This window comes from Neolewinella persica DSM 23188 (genome assembly GCF_000373105.1).
GTDB classification, from domain to species: Bacteria; Bacteroidota; Bacteroidia; order Chitinophagales; family Saprospiraceae; genus Neolewinella; species Neolewinella persica.
Genome location: NZ_KB890437.1, coordinates 51,978 through 76,368, shown reverse-complemented (window position 1 = coordinate 76,368; position 24,391 = coordinate 51,978). Strand labels below are relative to the sequence as shown.

At 50.6% G+C, this 24,391-nt stretch carries 16 protein-coding genes; 12 read left to right on the top strand and 4 right to left on the bottom strand.

Annotated features, from left to right (window positions below; genetic code table 11):
• Window positions 1–4: 4 nt before the first annotated feature.
• Entirely contained in the window at window positions 5–2,026 is a 2,022-nt protein-coding gene (gene mads2, locus B036_RS0116200; protein ID WP_020569778.1) for a methylation-associated defense system DNA methyltransferase MAD2, read from the bottom strand.
• 1 nt (window position 2,027) lies between these two features.
• Window positions 2,028–2,771 carry a DUF6577 family protein gene (locus tag B036_RS0116195; RefSeq protein ID WP_020569777.1) on the bottom strand — a complete coding sequence of 248 codons (744 nt, stop codon included), beginning with the start codon at window positions 2,769–2,771 and terminating at the stop codon, window positions 2,028–2,030.
• Between the two features lie 232 nt (window positions 2,772–3,003).
• On the opposite strand from B036_RS0116195, the gene B036_RS0116190 reads away from it, so the two are divergent.
• The 6 genes from B036_RS0116190 (at window position 3,004) to B036_RS0116165 (ending at window position 14,383) form a co-directional block, all read left to right on the top strand.
• Complete coding sequence (locus B036_RS0116190; RefSeq protein WP_157472187.1) at window positions 3,004–6,210, top strand: S1 domain-containing protein; 3,207 nt, start codon at window positions 3,004–3,006, stop codon at window positions 6,208–6,210.
• Window positions 6,211–6,327: 117 nt separating this feature from the next.
• Window positions 6,328–6,816, top strand: coding sequence for a hypothetical protein (locus tag B036_RS0116185; RefSeq protein ID WP_020569775.1), 489 nt, complete (start codon window positions 6,328–6,330; stop codon window positions 6,814–6,816).
• A gap of 149 nt (window positions 6,817–6,965) precedes the next feature.
• Window positions 6,966–7,748, top strand: a complete 783-nt coding sequence (locus tag B036_RS0116180) for a hypothetical protein (protein WP_020569774.1) — start codon at window positions 6,966–6,968, stop codon at window positions 7,746–7,748.
• A gap of 217 nt (window positions 7,749–7,965) precedes the next feature.
• Window positions 7,966–11,748, top strand: coding sequence for a DEAD/DEAH box helicase (locus tag B036_RS0116175; protein ID WP_020569773.1), 3,783 nt, complete (start codon window positions 7,966–7,968; stop codon window positions 11,746–11,748).
• A 132-nt stretch (window positions 11,749–11,880) separates the two neighbouring features.
• On the top strand, window positions 11,881–12,474 hold the full coding sequence (locus B036_RS0116170) for a hypothetical protein (RefSeq protein WP_020569772.1): 594 nt from the start codon (window positions 11,881–11,883) through the stop codon (window positions 12,472–12,474).
• A 499-nt stretch (window positions 12,475–12,973) separates the two neighbouring features.
• Complete coding sequence (locus B036_RS0116165) at window positions 12,974–14,383, top strand: hypothetical protein (RefSeq protein WP_020569771.1); 1,410 nt, start codon at window positions 12,974–12,976, stop codon at window positions 14,381–14,383.
• 154 nt (window positions 14,384–14,537) lie between these two features.
• On the opposite strand, the gene B036_RS0116160 is transcribed toward B036_RS0116165, so the two are convergent.
• Together B036_RS0116160 and B036_RS0116155 are read right to left on the bottom strand one after the other, a co-directional pair.
• The gene (locus tag B036_RS0116160; protein WP_020569770.1) at window positions 14,538–14,831 is read right to left on the bottom strand and encodes a hypothetical protein; all 294 of its coding nucleotides are present in this window, start codon (window positions 14,829–14,831) and stop codon (window positions 14,538–14,540) included.
• Window position 14,832: 1 nt separating this feature from the next.
• Window positions 14,833–16,299 carry a hypothetical protein gene (locus B036_RS0116155; RefSeq protein WP_020569769.1) on the bottom strand — a complete coding sequence of 489 codons (1,467 nt, stop codon included), beginning with the start codon at window positions 16,297–16,299 and terminating at the stop codon, window positions 14,833–14,835.
• 611 nt (window positions 16,300–16,910) lie between these two features.
• Between B036_RS0116155 and B036_RS0116150 the strand changes: the two genes are divergently transcribed.
• From B036_RS0116150 to B036_RS0116125, 6 genes are all read left to right on the top strand, one after another.
• Window positions 16,911–18,452, top strand: coding sequence for a tyrosine-type recombinase/integrase (locus tag B036_RS0116150; RefSeq protein ID WP_076638755.1), 1,542 nt, complete (start codon window positions 16,911–16,913; stop codon window positions 18,450–18,452).
• Between the two features lie 440 nt (window positions 18,453–18,892).
• Complete coding sequence (locus B036_RS32250; RefSeq protein WP_020569767.1) at window positions 18,893–20,272, top strand: metal-dependent hydrolase; 1,380 nt, start codon at window positions 18,893–18,895, stop codon at window positions 20,270–20,272.
• Window positions 20,273–20,375: 103 nt separating this feature from the next.
• On the top strand, window positions 20,376–21,233 hold the full coding sequence (locus B036_RS0116140; protein WP_020569766.1) for a KilA-N domain-containing protein: 858 nt from the start codon (window positions 20,376–20,378) through the stop codon (window positions 21,231–21,233).
• A gap of 50 nt (window positions 21,234–21,283) precedes the next feature.
• Window positions 21,284–21,784, top strand: coding sequence for a hypothetical protein (locus B036_RS0116135; RefSeq protein ID WP_026232043.1), 501 nt, complete (start codon window positions 21,284–21,286; stop codon window positions 21,782–21,784).
• 655 nt (window positions 21,785–22,439) lie between these two features.
• Entirely contained in the window at window positions 22,440–23,120 is a 681-nt protein-coding gene (locus B036_RS0116130; RefSeq protein WP_020569764.1) for a ParA family protein, read from the top strand.
• 111 nt (window positions 23,121–23,231) lie between these two features.
• Entirely contained in the window at window positions 23,232–23,648 is a 417-nt protein-coding gene (locus B036_RS0116125) for a hypothetical protein (RefSeq protein ID WP_026232042.1), read from the top strand.
• Window positions 23,649–24,391: the final 743 nt, after the last annotated feature.

Here is a 24,391-nt window from a genome sequence, read left to right as displayed (position 1 = left end):
CGCCTTATTTAGAGTGGATGAAACTGTGGAACGCTTCGGTTATATGAGGCAGATCATCGTTCAAGCGCTTCAATTTTTCCTTCCGACTCTTTACCGATGACTTACCGCTCTTATCATACACTAGATATTTTTTCTCCTCTTCAAACAGCAATTCAGCACCATCTTCATCGCGCAAATAAATCGGATTTGCCCGTCGGTCTTTTCCTAATTTCTCTGCAATCGCCATAAAAACTTGGTAACTCTCCTCTCCCGCAGCAGCCAATTGCTGTTCTTCTTCTGTTTTCTTTTGCAAAAAAAGTAGCGATGCTTGCACCCCTACTTGCGGTAAAAAGGCTTCTACTGCTAAGTCTACCGACGCTAGTAGCCTGAACTTATCTAGAATCCACTCTCGTACCCGTAGCGTATTAGGGTTTCCCAAAATACCGTCCGGCAGCACAATGGCCATTCTCCCTCCTGGTTTCAGAAAATTGTAACAGGCCTCGATGAACAGTACCTCAGGCGCTACGCTTACGGCGGCGAGTTCGTAAGCCGCAGCTATGTCTGCCTCCACTTTTACTTTAGTGCCGAAGGGAGGATTAGCAAAGACCAGATCAAACTTCCCCCTAGCGTCTTCAACTTCATATCCGCTATCTCCTGCGTTCGCTATGCTGGCATCTATCTTCTCCTGAATCCTTTTAATCTCTTCTGGATGTTCCCAGTTAGGATAAGCTAGCGAGTTCACGTGAAAAATATTGGCGTGCCCGTCTCCCGCCATCACCATATTCATCCGCGCAGCTTTCTTCAAGTCCGGGTCAAAGTCAAACCCGAAGATACTATCCTCCGCGTACTCGCTGATCCGGTCATTCACCTCCAGCGAGTTGTACTTCTCTTCCAACAGTGGTCCTTCCAAATCAGGAAACAAATTTTGGGCAATCTTCTTCCGCACGTGCTCTAGTGCCATCACCAAGAAGCCTCCCGATCCACATGCTGGATCTAAAATACGGTGATGCTCCTCCGGGTCTATCATCTCTACCATCGCCTTAACGATGTTCCGGGGGGTGAAGAACTGCCCCGATTCTTGCTTCAGGGTATTAGAAACAATGGTTTCGTAAGCTGTTCCTTTTACGTCTACAGAGGCATCTAAAAAAGAATATTTAGCCAACTGGCCAGCGATAAAAGCGACCCCTTTATCCGTCAAACTGATTGACTCATTACCCTCAAATACATCTTCATAAATCTTCGAGTCCTTAAGTTCTGCAAATAAACTCTTAATTCGTTCAGCTACCGCAGCCCTGCCTTCTGCAGTATTTTGCTCCTTCACCCCTACCCAAAACTTACGCCTATAACTCTTACCCGCCTGTGCGTCAATGAATCGGCGCTTCTCATCATACAGTTTGCAAAAAATCAGGTTAAGTAGCTGCCAAAAAGCATCTTTCTTTCGTCCTTCGTTGCCGTATATATAGTCGTGGCTACTCTTGAAGACTTTTATCAAGGAATCATTCGCCGGGTTTCTCGTCATCGACCGGTCGTCCCGATCCAAGTCATCTATTGACTGTCCTTCGCCTGGAAAATCTGAAAGGTCAACAAATTTGTCATTCTCAAATTCATCTGTTTCTCGCTGCAAAAAGTGATAATCACTTCCGTTAGTCCACAACCCAAATTCTCCTTTTTCTAAAGCCCCCATTGCGTTCTCCAGCGTGGCCACTAATCCCTTCTTCGCGTGGCTCTCTTTTGTCTTACCGTCTTGTATCGCACACACCCGGATAATATTATCCTGATCGTCCGCGGCCCCGGCCTCAAAGACCACCAGCTCTACCTTCTGCTTCTTCTTCTTGTCCGTATCGGGGTCTATGAACTCAATCTTATAGTCACGCGCCATGTCTTCCAGGTCAAACCCGTACTCCTCGTTCAGCATCCGGATAACCGATTGCATATTCTCTTCCTTTGAGCGAATCTTCTTTACCTCCCCCGTCAGTAGGCAGATGAGTTGATTATCCTCAAGCACAAACCCTTCTTGGTTCGCTTCTGTGTCTTGTCTTTTTTTCATATCAGATGTCAATTAGAAGCTTAAGCTCCTGTAATCGATTATAAACTTTAGCACGTTGGTTTCGCCGCCCCGCGTAGCGAAGGATCCTGCTTTGGCTCACTTGAAACCGGCTAACCGCTTGTTTCAAAATCAAAGCCGTTTTTTCCTCAAATAGTACCGGGCGAAAAAAAAGCTCATCCACCATCAGATCAACCATCACCTTCTCTAATGAGGAAGTAGTAACCCCTTTCAATTCCAGCAATGGAGCTTCCGATACCAATGGCCGCACCACAATACTTTCCTCCAGCGGAAGAATATAGCGCTCCACAAAAGCAGCATCAGGATTCAAAAAAACTTTCTTACTCAATGCTGTCAGGGCATCAAACGCACTTTCCATCGCGCTACGTTCTACTTCTATAAAAGTGTATTGATGACTACCTGGACAGCTAGCCCATTCATTTAAGAAGCCGCTGTGCCAAATACAAAGTCCCGCCTCCGGGCTAGCTTCCCTCACTAGGTTCCGTAGCCTGGTAGACCATCGGGTTAGTTCAGGGGTCCACACCTCCTTCACTACAAAGGAGTAAACCCCTCTACTCACGTAAGTAATAAGTTCTTTCTCTTTCAACTGATGGATGCGCCAGGAAATCGTCTTGTCCGTCAGTTCAGGCGCTACCTCATGCAGAAAATCAACCACCTCATCTCGCTGAACCGACTGCCGGTCCGCAAAGTGCGTAGTGAGTTGTTGTAGTATGTTTTCTTCGGGCAATTGTCGGGTGCTTGGCTCAGTAACTACACGAAGATAGAATTAAAATTGACAAATCAAATTATCGGCACTAATTACTTTATCCTGCCGAAAGTTGGAACATTATTTCTTGAACCTATCTAATCGTGACCAATACAAGGGCGCGGCCGCAGGTGCAAAGGATGTTGATGGAAAGCACTGCTGGAGTTAACCGCCAGAAATCTCAACTTTAGTTAATTTGGGGCAAATTTTTTCCATGCCCACGATAAGACTAATTAAGGTTGCAAACCTGCTATCTCTCCCGACAGCTAAGATTGTAGACTATCTCGCAACCCAGGGTCATGAGGTAAGACATAACCCGGTAACAAAGATCACGGAAGAACAATACGCACTCCTTAAAGTAGGCTTCCCCGATGAGTTTGCCCGCGCCCGCGGAGTAACCTTTATTAAGGGTATCCGTCCAGCTCCCAAAAATCCTGCCCCGCCTCCACCTCCTCCAGCACAATCTCGTCCCTCGCTACGGGGCCTTAAAGACATGGGCCCAATTAACATCAACAAGTCTAGAAACAGAAAAACTAACCGCTCAAGTCAGGCAGACCGCTACGCCACTGACAATACTACTTCTGACTTCGATCTTGAAGACGAAAATGTCAAATACTTAGGCCTCCTTCATAAAGAATGCTTCGACAAGGGTTTCGGGTTCATCAGAAAAATCGGTGGCAAAACAGATGTATGGTTCCACCTTTCCCGCTTTGACGGCGAAGTGGTTCCTGCTGGAGAACTACTGGTGTTCTCCGTAGGAAAGTCAAAAAAACATGCTGGAAAACTTGAAGCTCTCTCGCTCCAATCTTTCTCAAAATCCATTCTCACTCCCGAACAGCTATTAGCTTGGTACAACTACTATCAAGACCCTCAAATCCGGCAGAAGCTATTTTCAAAAATGCCCCTCGAGGCTAAAGCCAGTGTACTTAAGAAGGAAGTTGATGATATCATTGAAAAGCCGGTTCAACAGATAAAAACCTCCCTCCTGCAACTCATTAAAAAGTTCTTTCCTCCAGCTAAGCTAAGCAGTGTGGAAGAACAGTTGCTCAGTAGTACTGACGAGTACATTAGCCAGACAAACGCACCTAACTTACGGTTCTCCTGGTGGCTAACTGGTCTCGGCAACTCCACAATTCCTTGGGAGCTTATTCTATCAAACTTAGTCCAGGGGGAACCAACACTTCAAGTTCAAATCTTTAACCGAACGCCAGTAGATAAACATCCACTCCTCTTCGAACACCTCCTGTCGTCCGCTGACATAGATGCTTTCCTTGCCTTACGGAAAGAAAGCATACCACCGCCGCTTAAAAGCAGCCTTGATCACTTTATAAAGGCCAATCTTACTTTTGCCGAAGAGGCTAATCACTTCTTTGCCGGCCAGTGGGACCAGGTTGACCTGAATTACCTGCTCCTCAACCACCAACAGCTTGATTCTATTCGGCTGTTCAGCGTAGTAAATCGGGCAAACGCCGACGCTTTAGCTTTGAAAACTTTCTTTGTTGACCTGATCAAAATCCACCTCAAGCGAAAGCCAGAGCATACTCAAGACATCATTCACCAACTTACCAGTATTGATGCCGCTACTAAAATAGGCGATGAAGAGTTAGCCAAGCTCCCTAGCAATACACTAGCAATTGAAGCACCTGCGCATCTCCGCCGCCAACTGTGGGAAGCAGAGCTTATAACTATCACTACAAGCGCTGAAAAAGAAAAGTGGTTAACGGATGATGCCTTTGAGTTAGCCACCCTCGACACCTGGAAGGACGCCACACTCATTGATCACCAGGAATTTCAGAACCTCATCCAGTTTGCCCTTAAGGCCTACCCTATCATTAATAGCAGGCCCCAGTTTTATGGCTTCCATGAGTTGCTTACCAGAGTCAAACACCAGACTACTTCATTCCAACCAGAAAATCAGGTGTTCTTCGAGCTGTCCTCTTGGCTCACTGATCCAGACACTCATCCGCTCAAAGAGGAACTTAACCAGAAGTTGGTTTTCCTAAATCCTGGGCACCAGATACTGATGCTCAAAAAGCGCTTCCACCTGCACGAAACCGGCGTTACTCACCTCAGTATCGACGACCTACAAAAGCTCCGCCATATTGACCTAAGCCTGTACCAAACAGCTGCAGAAGTTGCCCCTGAGCTCAACCTTGACCTCAGCGTAGCTACGGTCATCCACACCCTTCAATCTCTCGCAAAAGATGCCAGGCTGCTTGTCGCCGGAGACCTTATCGGCATCATGCTCGAAAACATCACTTCCAATCGCACCCAGAAATTCAAAATAACGGAACTCTTCGAGTCCTGCGCCGGTCGCATGGAGATGGTCTACAACTGGGAAACATATAATCGTAAGCTCTTTAAAGTCCATTTTGGCCATTCCTACTATTGGGCCCTACAAGTTCCCTACGGTGATGTTGTAATCGATGACGTCAAAAACCTTCCCGGCCGAAAGTGGAACCCGGATAAAAAACACTGGGGGGTGCTCAAGAAACATGAAGCATTAGTTCTCTCATTAGCCCGGGCCAATAGGTTTTTCATTGACATCGAAGGCAGTAATTACACGAATAATACCCATCTGGCTAATGCCAAACGAACAGAACAACCACGGGGTATTACCTACTGTGAAGGCCGAAAAGCTAATGTGCTTGATCGTACCCATCAAAAAGATTTTTGGTGGTGTGCCAATGCCCCTTGCTTCCAAAACTGTGAAACCGCTCATCATCCCGAAGACTGGAGAAAATATACCCTCTTAGATTTTTGCCGCATCCTCAATCTAAAAATTGATGACCAGGATGTCGCTGGCCGGGTAGTATCAAAGAGCCAGTACTACAAATTCGTCGCCACCATTAACCGCTTCAATCGGCTAATTGAACACCTCTATTGCCGTGACTGCAACGAGATTTTATCCCCTACTACCGAAACCCATTTCGGTGCCCGCAGAATCTCAAGGTTTCAGTGTACTAAATCCACTTGCGCCGCTCACCGTAAAGAGATTTACTTACATCATTGCCTCAATGGAAAATGTAACTCCATCATCGACAGCAGAGATTCTAAGAAATGTTCTCACGGGCTCTACATCTGTGCCAACGAAGAGTGTGGCACCTGCTGTTCGCATAAAATGTTCTCCGACCGCCTTTCAAACTTGCAGTCTGTAGGGGGGTACATCCCTCAAGGCTTAGTCCAAAACGTTGAGGCTAAAGAAGGACATCAAGAAAGGGGGGAGCACTTCTGCTATTCATGCGGAATACTGATGGACAAATACGCTAACGATCGGTATCACTGCAATCACTGCAGCATCACATACAACCTAACGGAAAACCGATTCAAAAGACCAAATGCAAATCTCTCGAGTCAAGTACAAATGTCAGGTTCTCCACCTGAATCAGATAATCTAGCTAGACCGCCAGACCTTAGTTGAGACGGCATATGGTCAATTTAGCTAGCTACTTCTTATTTAAAATAAGATTTTTATGAATGAGTAAGATTTTTTATCTTTATACCTCCGACGCACACCGCAGACTAAACCCATCCAGTCATGCGAACCCTACTAACGTCGTACCCCTTCATAGTCTTCCTCGCCGCCATAGTCGCCCTCCTCTACCCGAGCTGCGAACCCGCCGACCCAGTCGTCGAAGAACTACCCATTGCCACCGACATCCTCCTCGACTTCTCCGACCCCAATACCCGCCCAGGCGGTACCGGTGGTTTCCGCTACCTCTACGAAAGCGAATCATTCCTAGCCACTTACCACGCTTGGGAAGCCTGGTCCTGCGAAGACGGCCCCGACTTCTTCGCCGCCTGGGACGATACCTCCCTAACCGTCTGGCTAGCTCACTGCCCCGACCAGCTTAACCTCGAATCCATCACCGCCCAAACCGGCGACGGCACTCCCCTACCCATTGAATCCTGGACCCCAGTAGCCGGCGCCCACGAACCCACCTACCAGCTAACCCTGAACCCGGCCAATTACGTCGACATCGAAAACGGGGCCACAACCATCAACCTCCAGTTCACTTACCTCTGACAACTTAGACCCCAGCGGGGTCAAACCTCTTTAACCCCGGGTGGAGCAAGCGCGCAGCGCGAGTGTAACCCGGGGTGAGTACACCCTCCACCTCTGATACACTCCCCCCCCCCGATCCCTACGCCGCAGACTAATCAAAACCAAAAGTCATGCGTAACCTCCCCCTACTCTTCATCCTCCTACTCTGCACCTGGGGCCCCGCCTCCAACTGCCAGGCCCAAACACCCGATACCGTTATCACAGTAACCAAACTACCCTACCCCGAAGCCAGGATCTTCGTTCCTCCGGTACGGGAGGGGCTTGCCCCCTCCCTTGTAGCCCCCACCCTCGATACCACCAGCTACCCAGACTACGAATCCTGCATCCAAACTCGCCACACCCGCCTCCGCGAAGCCGACCTAGCCACCCTACAAGAATCCAAAAAAGGAGCCTGGCTTAAATACCTCCCTACTGTACGGGCGGGGCTTGCCCCCGCCCTGGGCTTCAACCCAAATGGAGAAGCTCAATCTCGGCTCTCCCCTACCCTCTCCGTCGGCCTAAACTCCTCCCTGATCTACCAGGCCCACCGCGACAAACAACAACGCGCCGCAACCCGCGAGTCCATCATAAAACGCTCCCAACTCCAGGAAGATCAGGAAATCGCTAAGCTCCATCGCCTCCAACGCCGCCTCCAAATCGAAACCAACAAACTCAACCTCCACGACGGAGTAGCCGACATCGACCGCCAGCTCTTCACCCTCTACCAAAAGCAGTACGATAATCACGATATCTCCCCCGAAGAGTACCTCCTCAAGCGCAAAGCTTTCCTCCTCCAGGAACTCCGAAATAAAGACCAGATTACCCGAATTGAAGCCCTTCAATATGAGATAGAAGACCTCGCTGGGTGCCTTACTACAATGACGTCGGAACTTATGGTTCCAACTCGAAAATAAGACGTAAACCATCGCCAAAAACAGAGTAAAATTCAAGACTAAAACACCCTTTCAAAAACTAAAACATTGCCTACAAGCAAAATAAAATTCTTGTTTTTGTCTTTTTGTATCTACATTTAGTATACATAAATAAGCTTTTACGCTTTTCTTGCACCCCGCTTGGAGCGTAAAGCAATCCGATTTTACCCCCCCGGGGGACACACCAATCCACTATTCCATGCCAACCGCCTTAAACAGCGGACGCCAGGCCCTCCCGCCTAGTGTCCCTACCCTTCCTATCCCTAATCCTGTCGTCCAGAAAGAGCTTGTCCCCTCCTCTCCCGCTTTGGGGGCCGACAGTCTTCCTCACTTCTACGGCCTCGATTACTTCCACAACCGCCTCAAAGCCCTCGGCCTCACCAAAGACAACGCCATGGACTACGGCCTCGATGTCGACGCGCAGGGCAACATCCTCCAGCTGGTCCGCCGCTTCGATGGCTCCTTCATCGAGTTCATCCCGCAACAGTTCCGCAAGAAGGTCGACCGCATCCTCAGCCACCGCTCCTCCTACCAGCCCCACTTGGAAATGTACTACCGGCTGCTCTCCGTTATCCGCTACCATCCCGACTACCTGAAGGCCAACCCCAAACGTTCCAAATACGGCAATCAGTTCGGTGAAAAAGTCCGCCCCCTCCCAGCACCGCTGGCCATCAATGCCTACAACAACGGCACCACCGGCGGACTCATCACCTTCATCGAAGGCTACTTCAAAGCCATCACGCTCGATCTCGCCGGCATCGAGTCTGTCGCCTTCACTGGCATCACCGTCTACCGCATCGATCCCACACTCCGGGAATACCTCATCCGCCGCCGTCCCGATCGCATTTTCATCATGTACGATAATGATGCACTCGATGTATCCAGTTCCTCCCCTGCTCCTCCAACTTCCAATGCACCTGCGGCCTCGCCAGATGAAACGCTTGTAGCCTGCGGCAGCAATGCCACGTCTGCCACGCCTCCAAAATGCGGTAGCACTACATTACTACCGACCGCCTCAGGCAGCAGCGTAGCTAACTACAAGACTACACTACTTTCTTCCCGCCGCAACGAAGACTTCGCCAGCTCCGCCCGCAAATTCGCAACCGCCCTATTCTCCCTCTTCTCCTCCATCGATCACACCTGCAAAATCATCTTTGTAATGGGCCGTCCTACTCCCCCTTTGGGGGCTGGGGGGCCTTTGGGCGCGGACGCGGGTGCAAAGGAAGGTTCTTCAACGGGCAAGCAACCCAAAGGCATCGATGACCTGATCGAAGTCCACGGCGCTGGCCCCGTCACCAAAGATCTCCTCGAATTCAACTTCACCCCCACTTTCCGCGAATCTGATTTCTTCGCCGGTTTCACCCTCGCCAAATCCACTACCAACCGTAAAATTAACCGCCTCATCATGGGCGATAATTACCGCCACTGGATCGAACGCCTTCAAGCACCCGGCAGCTCACGAGCGAAGCGAGCTGCCACGTCTCCCCTCTCCAGCGCAGCGGTTTGGAGAGGGGCCGGGGGAGAGGGATCCTCATTCACTTACCGTGGAGCCACCTACCAACCCATCTCCACCGGCAACCTCTACGACGAAACCATCACCTACCAGCTCAACACCGATCCTTTCGCCGTCGACGTACCAACCGATCACCTGGTCATCAAAAACTATATCACGGACCAAAGCCAAGCATTGCACCGGCTCATCAAAGGCAAAAACCGCCTGGCCATCCTGGCGCCTACCGGCTCCGGGAAAACAACCGCCCTCATCAATTTCGCCAAGCGGGAGAAAACACGCATGGTCATCGCCATGCCCACCATCAACCTCGCCGAGCAAACCGCCCGCGGCACCCGTGGTTTCGTCCTCACCGGTGAGCGCGACACCGCCAAGATCAGAGCGGCCAATGAAAAGAACCTCATCATCTGCACCTACGACACCCTCCACCAGGTCCCCGACCTCTGGCGCAGGATCCTCGTCATCGATGAAGCACACAACCTGATAAACCAGTACGGACAAGTCTACAACGGCTTTAACCCCTTTCGCGCGGAAACCCTCCGTAATTGCGTCCGCTGCTTTCCCGACGCAAAGAAAACCATTCTCCTTTCCGGCACCATGCCGCCCCTACTCTGCCACGCCTTCAATTTCCATCTCGTAACCTTCCGCCGGCTCGAAAACCCCACCGTCCGCGTTTTCGACGTCGAAGCCGATGGCTCCGACAATCAAGCACTCTCCAAATGTCTCATCACTCGCTTAGCCGAAGTATTCACCACTCCCACAGGACCCCAGCGGGGTCAAACCGCTTTAACCCCGGGTGGAGGCACCGGCGAAGCCGTTGGCGGAACCCGGGGGAAGCTGCACGTAATCTTCTGGAATAATACCGACCAGATCGCCAGACTGGCCAAATCCCTCGTCGAACTGAAGTACTTAGCTGAATACGAGGTCGCCATCATCTCCCGCACCCACTACGATGCCGGAGACTCCCCGGACCTCGACGATATCATACGGGATCAGAAAATCAATCCCCGGATTAAACTCCTCCTCTGCACCTGCCTGATCAGCGAGGGAGTCAACATCAAGAACACCAACGTCGGGCGTATCTACACCGTAGGTCTGCGCTGCGAAGACACCTTCCGCCAGTTCATCGCCCGCTTCCGAAAGCTGAAGACCGTTAACGTCTTTTCCATCCTCGAAGCGGAACGGGACCTCCGCCCTGAGTTCTTTCAGTCCGCAAAGATGGAATTACTGGAAAACCTCGAACGCGCCGAACTACAGGCCGACCACCTTCGCCGCCGCAAAGAAGCCTACCTGTGCGACTACGATGAAGCAGAGCTCCCCTTCCTCGATCAAATTTATCAGAACATCTCCAACAACTACCGTACGGGAGGGGCTTACCCCCTCCAGCTGGCCTATCGCCCCGAACTCCTGAACCTCGTTTATCGGGATGGCGACTGGCACGCCGATCCCCTTCACGTACTGGCCGCTATCCACGGCCGCAAGCTGGCCACCAGCAACAACTGTTACTTCTACACCCGCTTGCGCGCCAATAACTTCAGTGTATTTCGGGTAAAACGTACGCCAACCAACGAACTCGTCGAGGAAACCATCAACGTCCAGCACGAGACCGCCAAAGCCATCAGGAAGGAATTCCGAAAAAAGCTACTGGAGGACCTTACCACCTATCCGGACGAACCCATCAACGCACTGTACCTCCTGTACCAGGAGAAAGACAACCGCCACGGACTACACAGTCTCCGGACCCTGGTGCCCGATTTACTCGACGACTGCGACGGCGCAACCGGTGCCCAGTACCTCGGCCGGCACCGGCAACACCTGGACGACTACGCCAAACGCCGCATCCTCCGGTTAGCAAAACTACACGCCCTCGGTGTTCAGGACAAAGGCCCATTCCTCTCAATGTCCATCGCAGACTTCAACCACGAATACCAGGCCGCCCTCTTCCATTTCGAGCAGCTCGTAGCCGACGATCCGGAACTCCGAAAACAGATGCTCCCGGCTCACAAGGAAGAAGTCCGTATCAAACAGAAGATCGTCGCCTCCCTCACTTCTCCTCCCTCCCGACCCCAGCGGGGTCGAACATTTTTAACCCCGGGTGAAGCGAGTGCCGCAGGCACAAGCATAACCCGGGGACCGACCCTAACCGGCGAAGACCTGGTCAAAAAACTCCAGCCCCTACTATCAGTCCCCAGACCAAGAAATCTCCCGCCACCACCAGTGCCTCGGTACCAGCACCCGAAGCCAAACTCCTCCTCTGGAACCCAGGGAGCTTTCGACATACTCGGTCTCACCCCCGCAAAAGCCATCAACCTCCTCCGCCGCATCATGCACACCACCGTCAACGGAGAGGGTCGCTATCGTACGATTACCGTAGGAGATCCTTTCACCTCCGCCAGCCCCCCTACCCTGGCCACTACAGCCTGTAACCTATTACAGAACCCCGTCAAGGTGCTCCAGATACTTAGTGCTTAATGTCAATGGCTCTTCTCCCCCTTTGGGGGCCGGGGGGCTGCAATTATCAATTCACGTACGACTATTTAAGACATCACGTACCTGAATCTAAACCCCGGCACCCCGCCGGATAACCCTTTTAACTCCTTGCTCATGTCCAGCAATTTTTCCCTCCTTCCGTACGGGCTCCCCTTGCGAGTGCCCTCCTCTCACCGAGGAGGCTCTTCTCCCACCCTGCTCCTGCTATTCTTCCTCTGCGCCTGCGGCCCCGCCCCCCTAATCGCCCAGCAGAACTCCCCCTCTGGGGGCCGGGGGGCTGCCCAAATCTACACCGGCAACGAAGACCCCGTCTGCTTCGACACCAGCCGCTACCGGTCCCGCCAAGTAGAGTCCTACCCCATCCTCCAATTCCTCGGCGCCCGCTGCGTAGAAGTCACAAAACTCACCGCCACCAGGGGGCTATTCCGCTACAAAGACGCCCACCAGTACTACCCCGAATACCAGCGCCTTCCGCTTGATGTCTATTTCCAACCCAAGGGCGAACCCCTCGAAGAACTTTATCACATCAACACCGGAAGCGCCATGCTCCACATCACCCTCCCGATGCGCTACGAAGGCACTTACTACGTCGTCATCCGCGATCAGGTCAAACCCTCCGTTCTCATCGTCAACTCCGTCACCCTCGCAGCCGAATTCCGCCGCTGTTGCGCCCTTACCGAATCTATCATTCCCGCCTACAAAAACTAGGGGCGAGCGGGCTGTGCCCCGAGAATGTATTGCCTCCGGTGTGCGGCAGCTCTAAAAGGGAGCGCAGCGACCGTCTAACTTCTAAAAAGGCCGAAGGCCGTCTAAAAGCGGCTAAGCCGCTTAGCTCCGCCCAAGGGTGTTGGGAACAACGGAGCATTTCGAAGGGCCGCCCCAATCCGATTGGGTGCGGTCCTTCTCTTTTTAGTCACCTCTCTTTTATCTAGGGTTAACCTCTCCTTAGGTGAGCGAAAATTAGTTTTAGGATCCTGTTGTCTAAACTTATCCATACCTTTTGTTAATACGACTATAACGAGAGATGCAAAGAAAACATGGACCCAAAAAAGCCGGTACTAGCAACCGGTAAGAACTAAGTTTACCAATTACCGGAGAAAGTCAATGATTAGCTACGCTCTTAGGGGGTGGTAGGAATCAATCTTAATATTTCATGCATATCTTTGGTGACCAACTACTTTCGCGTCTCTTATTAAATTTTTTTACAATGTTCAGATTTGTTAGCATATTGATAGACGACAGCGGTTCTCGCTTAGGAGCGCAGGACGATACCCTATTTGAAATTAATGATTTATCGGAGTACAGAGAGACCCTCTCTCTAATTGAAAAGTCTAAAGTATGGGTCAACCTTCATTGGATTAGATCATCAGAATATAGACATCCTGTTACTGGTGGCACTATTAGTCTGCCCGAAGACGACGCAAAGAACTATGAAGATTGGATAGTCCATGTTCGAGAACTTCTTACCTCAATTGGTCTAATACAACAGTCCTTTATTAATGAGAACATTTCTTCAGACGCTCACACAGTACTTTACTTATACACAAAGAAGAAACCTACCCAAAAGGATATTCGCCATGCGATATTAGAAGCCGGAGTTCCTTCTGCTGACTACATACGCTTTCACGGTATTGAGATCAACAAAGATGGTGTCAACTCTTATGCTAGTTTGATCGAAGACATTGAATCTTACCTCTCTTCACTGATACAAGAAACTTTAACCGAAAAGACTAACCGCTTTGATGAACTTTCACTTCACAAAATATCTAGTAAAATCGGGTATAGTGAGCATCCAGATGACACTTATCTTGATGAACCTGACAACATAGAAGAAACACAAGTTAAGAATGAAAATTCAATCTTAGGTAGCATAATTTCCAGTGTAGGAGCAAGTGAAATTCAGTTTAAGAACGAGAAGCACCCTATAGAATGGGAACCTAAGGATAAGAGAGGGAAGAAGAGGCAAGAGCCCGGGTTGGCTAATTTCACTAGTCCTGATTCTCTAAAGGAGAACACCACTCTATCAATTCTCACCCCAAGAAAATTCAGTAAAGGAGTCTCTAGCCTTATAGAACTTACTTTTTATCGTAAGCGCTTTAAGGAACTTTACCTAAAGTCTATAGAGGAGAAAGTAAACACTACAACTAATTTTAGCTTCTCTGCTCAGATAACTTGGGGCTCCAAAGTGCTCGTGCAAATTTCTGGTACAAATATAAAAGTCGATAAAGCCAAGGGTGCATATTTACTACTAGACAAAGACTTACTAACCACTAAATTCCTTCTCACTCCTGAGGCGTCAGCCAAGGAAGGTATGCAGAGGATAAACATTACTGTGTCTATAGCCGATGGAAATAAGGATGTTGAAGCCTTCTCTGAAAGCATTGAAATAGAAGTTGTCGATCTCTTTATGGGTGTCGTCTCACGTCCGATACTGAATAAAGGCATCTCTTTTGTGACTGGAGCTGTAGGAGTACTCACGTTCATACTGACTCAGCTAGGTTCTATTGACAAATCTCTTGGACTTACGGCAGGCACAGCAAGCATTGGTCTTGCAGGACTTCTTGGCATCACCTCTTTCCTAAATTACAAGAAACTTACACCTACCCCTATTGGCTAAAAAATTAAATCCTGTACTTACTACAAAATTTCGAAAGTGATCTAGATTTTGCTGTTTCCAAGACACAGAGAAGGGGTCAAAACCCATCGGCCCTGACCCCTCATCTCTAACTTACTGATAACGTCCATAATGTACGTAAAATCGTTCGCTTGACCTAGTAAAACGGCCGGTTAGTATCAGTGATTTTGTCCCAAGGATCGGGCCACACCAGCTCTCCGTTGATTGTATCCGGAGCCACGGCTTCAGGGGGCTTGATGGGCGCGGACGCAGGTGCAGTGGAGGTTGGAAGAGCAAGGTCCCCGGATGCTGCGGATCCAGCCGCTGGCACCCCGTAGACCACGGACCGAGGATCCGAGGAAATGAAGGCAACGAACAACGCGATGATCAAACCGATAATCGACCACTGGAGGTAGCCAACCACCAGCCTACGGTATGTTTTCTTAGTCATGTTAATTTGCTTTAGGTACAGACAAGTTACGGTCTACCTCCCAAACTACCGCCCCCATGAGTGGCAACACCTTTTTCGATTCGAGCAAATAAGCCTCTCCCCGCAGCACTAAACCTGGCTCCCAATCCGACGGCACTCCCACCGCAAAAACCGACTGTCCATCCAGAGATTCACCGTCGGAGGTTGACACGAAGTAAAATCGGCCAACCTTACCCCGGACCTCAGCCAGCTTGAGCAGCACTCCCCCGCTTCTCTCATCCAGAAAGAGATCATGAATACGATTCCAAGGATCATCTTCTCCCCCTTTCTCACCCCCGATACTGACGAACAACATCTCAACTACCGACTTCCCCATGAAGCTTGCAACCTTCCCCTTCCCGGTATGGACTGACTCAAGGGAAAAACTCTTACCAATCGTATCCCACGGGTCATCATGCGCTTTCCCAGCTCCCTGGTGAACTGTGTCTAATCCAAATTTATCGGTAATGGTGTCCCACGGGTCGTCGTTATTCTTCGTGTGTACCCTCTCTATCGAAAAATTATCATTAATCCTGTCCCAGGGATCATCGTGCTCACCATCTTTCTTAGCGAGAAGCTCGCTAATTCTGTTCCAGGGATCGTCCTCCGATTTCTGGCCGGCTCCAAGTTCAACCAGTAGACTTGCCCCCGAGGCGAAATGCTCCCGTGGCCAGGTAGCGGGTGTCTCAGAAGCCAAGTTCCCGGCAACCGGCGCCCAGCTCCCCCCTTCCACCGTTCGCCAAACCCGAACGCCAAGAAACGGCCGGTCTTTTTTACTGGTTGCCTCCAGGAAGTCTGTCTCCAACTGCACGCCCTCAGTCCAGCCGACCGGCGCGTCGATCACGTACTGCTCGGCTCCGTCGGCAAACTCCAGCTTGAGAGCATTCCCCCGAATCTCAACCACCCGCGCCCGGTCCGCTTGTGACACCTCGTAATTAAAGGACACGAATACCGCCACAGACTTCTCAAAGCCCAGGAAGTAACGAGCGTTGTTCTTACCCGTATGCACCGATTCCGGGGGAAACAATTGCTGTATCCGATTCCAAGGATCCTCCTCCGACTTACTGACGTGAATGGATTCGGTGGCAAAATTTTCTTGAATCCTCTCCCAAGGATCCTCCGACTCGCCGCCACTCTTTGCGAATAGAGTACAAATTTGAGTCCAAGGATCGTCATGGCCGTTCTTACCGGTGTGAACGGATTCAGCACCGAATTTTTCGCTGATGGTGTTCCAGGGATCGTCGTGGATGGTTTTGCCGGTGTAGGTGGCTTCTTGTCCGAACCCCTTGTTGATTGTGTTCCAAGGGTCATCTTTTCCTTCACTCTTTTCGCCTCCTAAATAATAGGTCAGGCTGGCACCGCTCTCGGCCACGAATAGGTTGTAGTCGTCCGTATCGTGAACGCAAGCGGCCAGCAGCACCGTAGTGGCCAGCAGTGTTAATAGTCTCATCTCGATGAGTTTTTGATGACTCGCCGGTGTAAATCGAGATGTGTAGGTGCAATGGGCGAGGGCTTGTAGCCCGAGAAAGCCCTGAGGGCTTTAAGAATGTGTAGCTCCCCGTCTCTTGAAGCTGGAAACTTACTCTTCTTTTGGTCATTTGCTTCGATGCAAATCCGGGCAGCAGCCATGCACGACTACCACCCGGTCCGATTTACACCTAAGCCATATCGCCAGCGTAGTAGCTGGCCTTCTTTTTTCCAAAAACGCTGAGCGTTTTCAATGACTCCCTCCCCCGTGGGACCGTCGCCGGCAGCCGCGCAGTGCACGGTTGGGGAGGGGATTCTATAACGTCAACACAAAGTATCTACGTTGCAATTACACCAGCAATTACGTGCCTTTGTTGCAAAATTTCAAATTATCAAAATTTTGCTCGTATATTAGTGTCCCCTTTACGCCATTTCGGTGAGGGGACATTAAGCCTATAATGTCTCCCCCCACACCCCCCGATGCTTTGAAAAGTTTTTTCAAAAAAAGTTGCTCAGCAGCCCATTTGTTTAAACATGTATTTCGAATTTAGTTTGCCGCTCGATGCACGGGGCGCACGCGTAACCCAGTTTTCCATGTTACAGCTCCAGTCAGTGGGCAAGATGAAGTTCCTTAGCCCCAAGGAAGAAAAGGCCCTGCTCCAGAGTCTCGAAACCAAGATGTCCGGCAAGTACCTCGCCAAGTACCGGCTCCTTATTCTCCTAATGCTCGATGCCGGATGCCGGGTTACCGAGGCCTGCTCCATGAAGCTTTACCAGATTCAGCCGGCCAAAAAGATCATCAACGTTAAATCCCTGAAGAAACGGGGCAAGAATGTCTACCGCGAGATACCCATGACCCAGCGGCTCCTCGATGCCCTGGCCGATTATTGGGCCTACGTCAAATCCCGCGATCCAGAAGCGTACCTATTCCCCTCAAAGATTTCCCCGGCTGGCCACGCCGGGAGGAAAGTAATCTGGCGCGTACTGAAAAACCTGACCGGCAATACCCACCCTCACGTTCTCCGCCACACTTTTTGCACCAAACTCGCGCAGCAAGGCAACGACGCTTTCACCATCAAGGAGCTGGCTGGCCACGACAAGACCGCCACTACCGAAATCTACATCCACGCCTCCAGGAACTCGAAAGAAGCTGCCATCTCTTCCATCGATCAAAAGGGATGGTGGGCAAAGATGTACCGGAAACTCACACCCCGCCGCCGGGTAGACATTATGCCCGTTATGGTTGGCGGCTTGCAAGTTCACATCGGCAGGAAGGACGAGATCGCAAAGATTGTAGACCTGGCAGGAAAGAAGGTCAACCTCCTAATCACTGGTGAACAAGGCATGGGCAAAACCCACCTAACTACCAACCTGACCGATAACGGCCGCCTCGGTAAAGTTCTCCGCATTGATGATATGACCGCCATCAAAGGAACCCTGGCTGGAATGGTATTGACCCTGTTTGAAGGCGATAAGGACAAAATCAAAGACCTCCTGTACGGCACCGATACCGACGTAGAAAAGATCATCACTAAGGAATCCATCAAGCAACTTTGTGAGCTTCTGATCAGAACCACTACCAAGCACGAGTATACTATCCTGATTGATGATGCCACCCGCATCACCCCAATGGGAATCTCTACCCTGGAGAAGCTCAACGGTCACTTTCACATGATCATCGCCGCCCGTAAGATCAAGATGAACCAGATGTCATTCCTCTCCAATTTCGACAAAATCGAAATTCAAGGCCTTTCCCGAAACGAAGCGGTAGAACTCATCACCCGCGGCAGTCAGGACTTCACCGATCGCATCGAAGACTGGGAAATGTACAAGGGCCATGTCTGGCGCGCCACCAATGGCAACCCAAAGTTCATCCTGGAGCTGATCGAGCGTTTCCGCCGGGAGCCTTACGTCTCTACCGAAATGATTCAAAAGGTCACGCACACCACTGCCCTGAAGGAAGTCGACATGAGCCTCCCCATCATCATCGCCCTCAGTTCATTGATGATCCTTCGCTACGTAGGCGGCGAAATGGGCACCGATGCCGGTGCCTTCCGACTAATCGGTGGCGCCTTCCTGGTCTTCGCCCTCTTCGCCCGCTCCATCCTTCGCTTCGGCACTCGCAAATACGTCTAAGTATTCTTCTGCCTTCAGGCTGAAAATGCAAGTGATTCTACTTGCCTCAGAAACTATACCATTTGCCGGGTTCAATCTTCTCCCCAACCCTACAATACTTCTAACATGCGGCAGCAGTACAACACCTCCAACATTAAGCCATTATTACCTGCCAGGATCAATGACATTGCCCAAAAACATAATCAGAAGGTCACCCCTCCCCTTTGGGGCAGGGGCCGGGGGTGGGGATTCACTGCCCTTCCAACTCCCCCCTGCATCCCGCGTCCCCGCCCCCAACAACCCCTCCAACACGCGGCAGCCACGAACGAAGTGAGCACCCCCGCGCGGCAGCTCTACCAGCGAATGCAGTGAGCGTCTACCTTCTACAAGGGCGAAGCCCGTCTATTTCCTAAAAGGCCGCAGGCCGTCTAACTTCTAAAAGCGCGCAGCGCGTCTATCCCATGACCCTACCAAACCACATAGCCGGCGGCATAGTCTTCACCGGAGTCTTCGGTGCCTTCGCAGGCGTCAACATCCTCAACCATCCCGGACTCATCATCATGACAGTCCTGGCCGCAACCTTCGCCGATATTGACGTTCCCTCCTCCATTTGGGGCCGAACCTTCAAACCAATCTCGAAAGCCATCAATCGACGTTTCGGCCACCGGACCATCTCCCACAGCTTACTATTCATGCTATTAGGATATGGCGCGGTCGCAGGTGCATGCAATGTTCTTGGAAGCGAGGCCCCCTACCCTACCGTCTTTCTCCTCGCGTACAGCTCACACATCATCTTTGATATGATGACCGTTCAGGGAGTCCCGCTCTTTTACCCTTACAACAAAGCACCCTGTGTAATTCCCTCCGATCCTAAGCTGAGGTTGAGGTCCAACAACCCCCGCTCCGAAATCGCCGTTTTCGGGTTCTTCATCATCTCCGGTATCTTTCTGCAACCACTCATGGCCGACGGCTTCTGGACCTCCTATAACAGACTCTTTGGTACCATGACCCACCTTCAGTCAGAGTTTGAAAAGGCCGATGATGTCCTCCAGGTCAATTACCGCTATCGGGAAGCAACTACCGAGTTAACCGGCTCAGGTCTTGTCATCGAATGTACCGGCACCTCAGCCGATCTTTGGAACCCCGGCACTGGCTGGGAGTTCCTTGACGCAAGCCCAAATAGTACCCGCACCATTCTCGAAGTTATCCCCGTTCACACCGGACGAAAATTCGAGCTCGTGCGGAGAAGCTTCGTCGCCATCTCTGCTGACAGTCTCGACCGGATCGTCAATTCAGACATCCTCTACCACATTCAATTATCCGCCAACGAACCGTTCACGGCCAACTATGAAACAGCCACAAGCCAAGAGAAAATTAACAGCAGAGCACTTGACTTGGAACTAGTCGAGCATCTATCTGTCTTCGAATTACCCGATGAAGTCATCACCGCCACCGTCAAATACCACACCAACCCCCGCATCCGGTCCCTCGAAGCCCGGATCAAGCAATTACACACCCAACACCAGAACGAGGAAGCCGAGGCCCGCAACCTGGCCCTCCGCATCCGAACCCTCGAAACCATCCGCGACGAAACCACCGACCTCTACGAAGAACAACGCGCCGTTGACCAGCTAGCCAAACTCTACAAAAAGCCAGCGGTAGTAAATGAGGTAGCGGCTAAGATTAGCGAACTTGAGACCCAGATCGCGGAGCTTCAGGCTGCTGACCGGATCAAGTATGAGGAGAAGGTAGCCGCCGCACAGTTGAAATACCAGGCAAGCCGCTCCCCTACCCTTGAACTAACCGGCATTGCAACATTTGTAGCTTTTGAGGTCGAATAACCCTTTTTGGACAATGCGCGCTTCGGAAAATCAAAGCTTAAATGATGTCAAATTTGACATCATTTAAGCTAAAAAGCCGTATATTTACTAGAAATAAACACAGATGTCTAAAAAGGAAGTCTTACGCGTAGCGGATACAAACATCAAATACGACCGCACCACCGATTTCGTTTGCCTAAACGACATTGCCGCATTACAAGGTGATCCCCGCACTCACATCCCAAACTGGCTTCGCAACATCACCACCTTGGCGTTCATCGAAGAATGGGAGCGATCCACCAACCCCAACTTTGACGCCCATCAATTCACCCTCTTCAAGGGTCGCGCCGGTACTGGGGCTTTCCGCGTATCCGTCGCGCAACTTTCCGATTTGGGATGCATCGGCATCTACTCTAAAAAAGGACGTACCGGCGGAACCTACGCCGCCATCGAGTGGGCCATCCATTTCGCCAACTGGCTCGATCCGCGTTTCTACCTGCAAACCCTTCGCGGCTACCTCGCCATGCAAAAGAGTTTGTACGGTCTACACGCTACCCATAAGCGCTTCGCCCGCGAACTAGCAGCCGAAAACCACATCCTTCCAACCTCCGGTGCCGTCTCCGCCCTCCCTCCTGAAGCCGACGTTCTCGTTGAACGGCATATCGCCTCAGTAGAAGCGGATATCGTTAACCTAGCTATGTGGGGCATGACCGCCCGCGAATGGCGCACCCGCTTCAGCCAGCCGGACCCAAAAGTCTCTATGCGCGATTTCGCCACCCCGGAAGAGTTGAAAACCGTCTCCAGCCTCCTGGTTCTCAGCCAGGAGCTCCAGCAACAGGGCTATAACTCCGAAGAACGCCTCGACCGACTAACCAACCGCGCCCAAGACCTCATCAACCACTATTGCAAAACCCCGGACAAACAAGATCTCCTAACCCTCTCCCAACACAAAAGAGGTTGGGGCCGGTTTGACTTTCAGTAGTAGTCATTATAGTAGTTTCCTTTTCCTAGCCACTTAGAATGTAAAAAACCGTGCCCGCTCTTACCATCCGTCAACGTTTCAACGTGCTTCGCAAGACTATGGCCTGGTCTTGGAAAGACATAGACAACATCACCGGCCGCAGTGATACCGGCTCTAATATATCCAAGGGAGTACCCAACTGGGCTCGCCTGGCCATCGTCGCCAACGAACGGTACCAACACCTGCTCCGGCTTCATATCATCGATGCTGTCCGCCGCGAACTCGGCTACGAATGGACGCTCCGGAAGCGTACCACCGAAGAGTTTTCCTTCACCCCACCCCACCCCATAGGTCATCACGTCACGCTACTTTTCACCTACGGCCAATTCCAACTACTGAGCAATAGCTCCCGACTCTCCGCAATTGTTGCCGTATTCAGTGACCTCTATCCCGTACAAACAACTACAAAACTAGCCAACGAAATCACGATTACAACCTTCAAACTAACTGCAACCAACGAACCAGAAGCAAAACTTGAACAGTATCTGGGTGAGCATGGATTGCCTGCATAGCCTCCTTAGCGAACTTCATGTGACTATGCTCATTTAAGCACCATTAACTAAATAATCAACCAACAAAGTAATCACAGTGACAAAACTTAAATAAGTTTTTAAGTCTATACGCAGGCTGCAACTCTCATACCCGTAATTAAATTCATCTTTCCAGCCCTTTTTAAGCCTCACAGGAGCCCCCTGAAGGACTTTCTCCCCTCTCCATGGCAAATCACCTTGCTTAATCCCTTCTGCGCAAACCAGAGGCCGTCTAAAAGGTAATTGGCTTTTAAGCCACAATAATCAGAATCGCATAGAGGGGTTCCCTCCTAAAAATTCACAGATCCTCACAAAGCGTAAGATTAAACTTGTTTAAGTTTGTAACGGCGGCAACACCCACTAAGTCTTAAAAACTTATTTAAGTCACACGCCGCCAGTAAACAAATTTAAGTTTATAAGTCTTTAAGTTTATTCTTACTTAAGAATAAACTTAAGTAAGATTTATCTTATCTAAGTTTTGCCGGTTAAACTTAAAGACTTACTTTTGCTTCCAGAGAGAACCACTTAGAGTAAGTTTTTAAGCAAAAGCGTAATTAAGTTTTAGCAGTAATAAGTTTTTAAGTCTAATCTTAATTAAGTTATTCTCAAACGTGGTCTTCCCACAAATCACCCAAGCATGATTATTTCTTCCGTAAACTATAAAGGCGGTGTCGGCAAAAGCACCCTCACCCAAAACCTGGCGGTCGCGCTGGCGCACCGCGACTACAAAGTCTGCATCGTTGACGCCGACGTAACCGCCGCCACCATGGACTGGGCGGAGATGCGGCACGAGAACGAAATCGAGCCACAAATTACCTGCATCCAGCTGACCAACCCTAAGTCCTTCAGTTCCCAGGTCAAAAAGCAGTACGCTGATGGCCAGTACGACGTCCTTATTATAGACTGCCCCCCGACCTTGTCTCCCGTGGCCGTCAAAGCCATGTACATCAGCCACTATCTCTTCATCCCGCTCAACACCACCGGCGGCTCCGACATCAAGGTGACCGAGAAGCTACTAGCCCGCTTCCAGGAGATCAAAGAAGCCAAGGAGGAAGGCGGCGGAAAGATTGAAGCTCACCTCCTCGCCAACGGATTCCGCAATGGCATCACCCTCCACTCCGAAGGCATCAAGGACATCAAGGAGCTCAGCAAACACTACGAAGTGGGCATGTTCAAGACCATCATGCACAACCGGGTAGCCTACGGTGAAGCCAACTCCGTCGGCTACGGAGTCATAGAGCTGGGAGACCAGAAGGCCAAAGCTGAAATCGAAGCCCTGATCGATGAGATTCTCGCGATTGCCCTAAAGCAAGCTTAAAAACTTATTAACTTAACCCAACATTTGACTCTGGAGGAGTCAAACCGTTTTAACCCCGGATGCAGCGAACTGCGGAGCAGGAAGAGAAATCCGGGGAGAAAGAAAAACATCATGGCAAAATCAAAGAAAGATCTCCTCGCCAACCGCCAGAAAGTAGGTCGCCCGTCCCTGCGAAGAGAAGTGGTCACCAACGAAGAACAAGAAGCGGCCGTCGTACGCAAGGTCTCCGATAATCCACCGCCCCCTCCAACCGCCTCTGCACCTGCGGCCGCGCCCACTACAAAGCCTTCCAGGAAGCGAAGTAGCCCTAAACCAGCAGCCAAGTCCAAAGCAGCTAAGCAGCCAGCCACCAAGACCAAGAAAGCAGAACCAAAGCAAGCCGCTCCTGAAGAGAAAGAGCCGTTCATGCGCATGACCTTCGACGTGCCAAAGTCCCTCCACCTGCAACTAAAGATGCACACCCTCAAAAACGGAGACACCATCAAAGCCCACATGCTGCGGATCATCGAAGAGTCCATCAAAGAATGAAACTATACCCGAATACGGGTCCAGTACAAATCAGTTGAATAGGGTAGGGGCGAGTAATTCGCTCCACCCTTTTCTTTTGGCAATACGCCTAACTATACCATTTACCGGGTAGCGGTACAACGGATTATTCTCCGCCTGAAACACTAGCTGATCAGCTATGTTAAACCTCACAAACTATACCATCTACCGGGTCACGAGAGAGGAAGCACTGACTTAGCCCTAAAAGCAAGCCTAGGTGTAGAGTTATACCATTTACCGGGTAGGGTAGGAGAGAGGCCAATGCCAAAGTATACCATCTACCGGGTAGCGGTACAACGGATTATTCTCCGCCTGAAACACTAGCTGATCAGCTATGTTAAACCTCACAAACTATACCATCTACCGGGTCACGAGAGAGGAAGCACTGACTTAGCCCTAAAAGCAAGCCTAGGTGTAGAGTTATACCATTTACCGGGTAGGGTAGGAGAGAGGCCAATGCCAAAGTATACCATCTACCGGGTAATAAGTAGCCAGAAGTACTCAATTGATGGGCAAAACTACCTCGGCGAGAGAACTATACCATTAAGCGGGTGAATCAGGGGGATAACCACAACTATACCATTGACCGGGTACGGAGTTCAGTCCGCTGGCTCAGCTATACCATTTGCCGGGTAGTGTAGGAGAGGAAGCGACCTCAAACCGCTAAATTATACCATCTACCGGGTCAAAAACGCCAAGAAGCCCCTAATTCAAATTCAAGTATA

What these genes read in the sequence shown, in the direction of transcription:
- mads2 (WP_020569778.1), bottom strand. Translation starts at nt 2,026, where the DNA reads ATGAAAAAAAGACAAGACACAGAAGCGAACCAAGAAGGGTTTGTGCTT.
- B036_RS0116190 (WP_157472187.1), top strand. Translation starts at nt 3,004, where the DNA reads ATGCCCACGATAAGACTAATTAAGGTTGCAAACCTGCTATCTCTCCCG.
- B036_RS0116185 (WP_020569775.1), top strand. Translation starts at nt 6,328, where the DNA reads ATGCGAACCCTACTAACGTCGTACCCCTTCATAGTCTTCCTCGCCGCC.
- B036_RS0116180 (WP_020569774.1), top strand. Translation starts at nt 6,966, where the DNA reads ATGCGTAACCTCCCCCTACTCTTCATCCTCCTACTCTGCACCTGGGGC.
- B036_RS0116175 (WP_020569773.1), top strand. Translation starts at nt 7,966, where the DNA reads ATGCCAACCGCCTTAAACAGCGGACGCCAGGCCCTCCCGCCTAGTGTC.
- B036_RS0116170 (WP_020569772.1), top strand. Translation starts at nt 11,881, where the DNA reads ATGTCCAGCAATTTTTCCCTCCTTCCGTACGGGCTCCCCTTGCGAGTG.
- B036_RS0116165 (WP_020569771.1), top strand. Translation starts at nt 12,974, where the DNA reads ATGTTCAGATTTGTTAGCATATTGATAGACGACAGCGGTTCTCGCTTA.
- B036_RS0116160 (WP_020569770.1), bottom strand. Translation starts at nt 14,831, where the DNA reads ATGACTAAGAAAACATACCGTAGGCTGGTGGTTGGCTACCTCCAGTGG.
- B036_RS0116155 (WP_020569769.1), bottom strand. Translation starts at nt 16,299, where the DNA reads ATGAGACTATTAACACTGCTGGCCACTACGGTGCTGCTGGCCGCTTGC.
- B036_RS0116150 (WP_076638755.1), top strand. Translation starts at nt 16,911, where the DNA reads ATGTTACAGCTCCAGTCAGTGGGCAAGATGAAGTTCCTTAGCCCCAAG.
- B036_RS32250 (WP_020569767.1), top strand. Translation starts at nt 18,893, where the DNA reads ATGACCCTACCAAACCACATAGCCGGCGGCATAGTCTTCACCGGAGTC.
- B036_RS0116140 (WP_020569766.1), top strand. Translation starts at nt 20,376, where the DNA reads ATGTCTAAAAAGGAAGTCTTACGCGTAGCGGATACAAACATCAAATAC.
- B036_RS0116130 (WP_020569764.1), top strand. Translation starts at nt 22,440, where the DNA reads ATGATTATTTCTTCCGTAAACTATAAAGGCGGTGTCGGCAAAAGCACC.
- B036_RS0116125 (WP_026232042.1), top strand. Translation starts at nt 23,232, where the DNA reads ATGGCAAAATCAAAGAAAGATCTCCTCGCCAACCGCCAGAAAGTAGGT.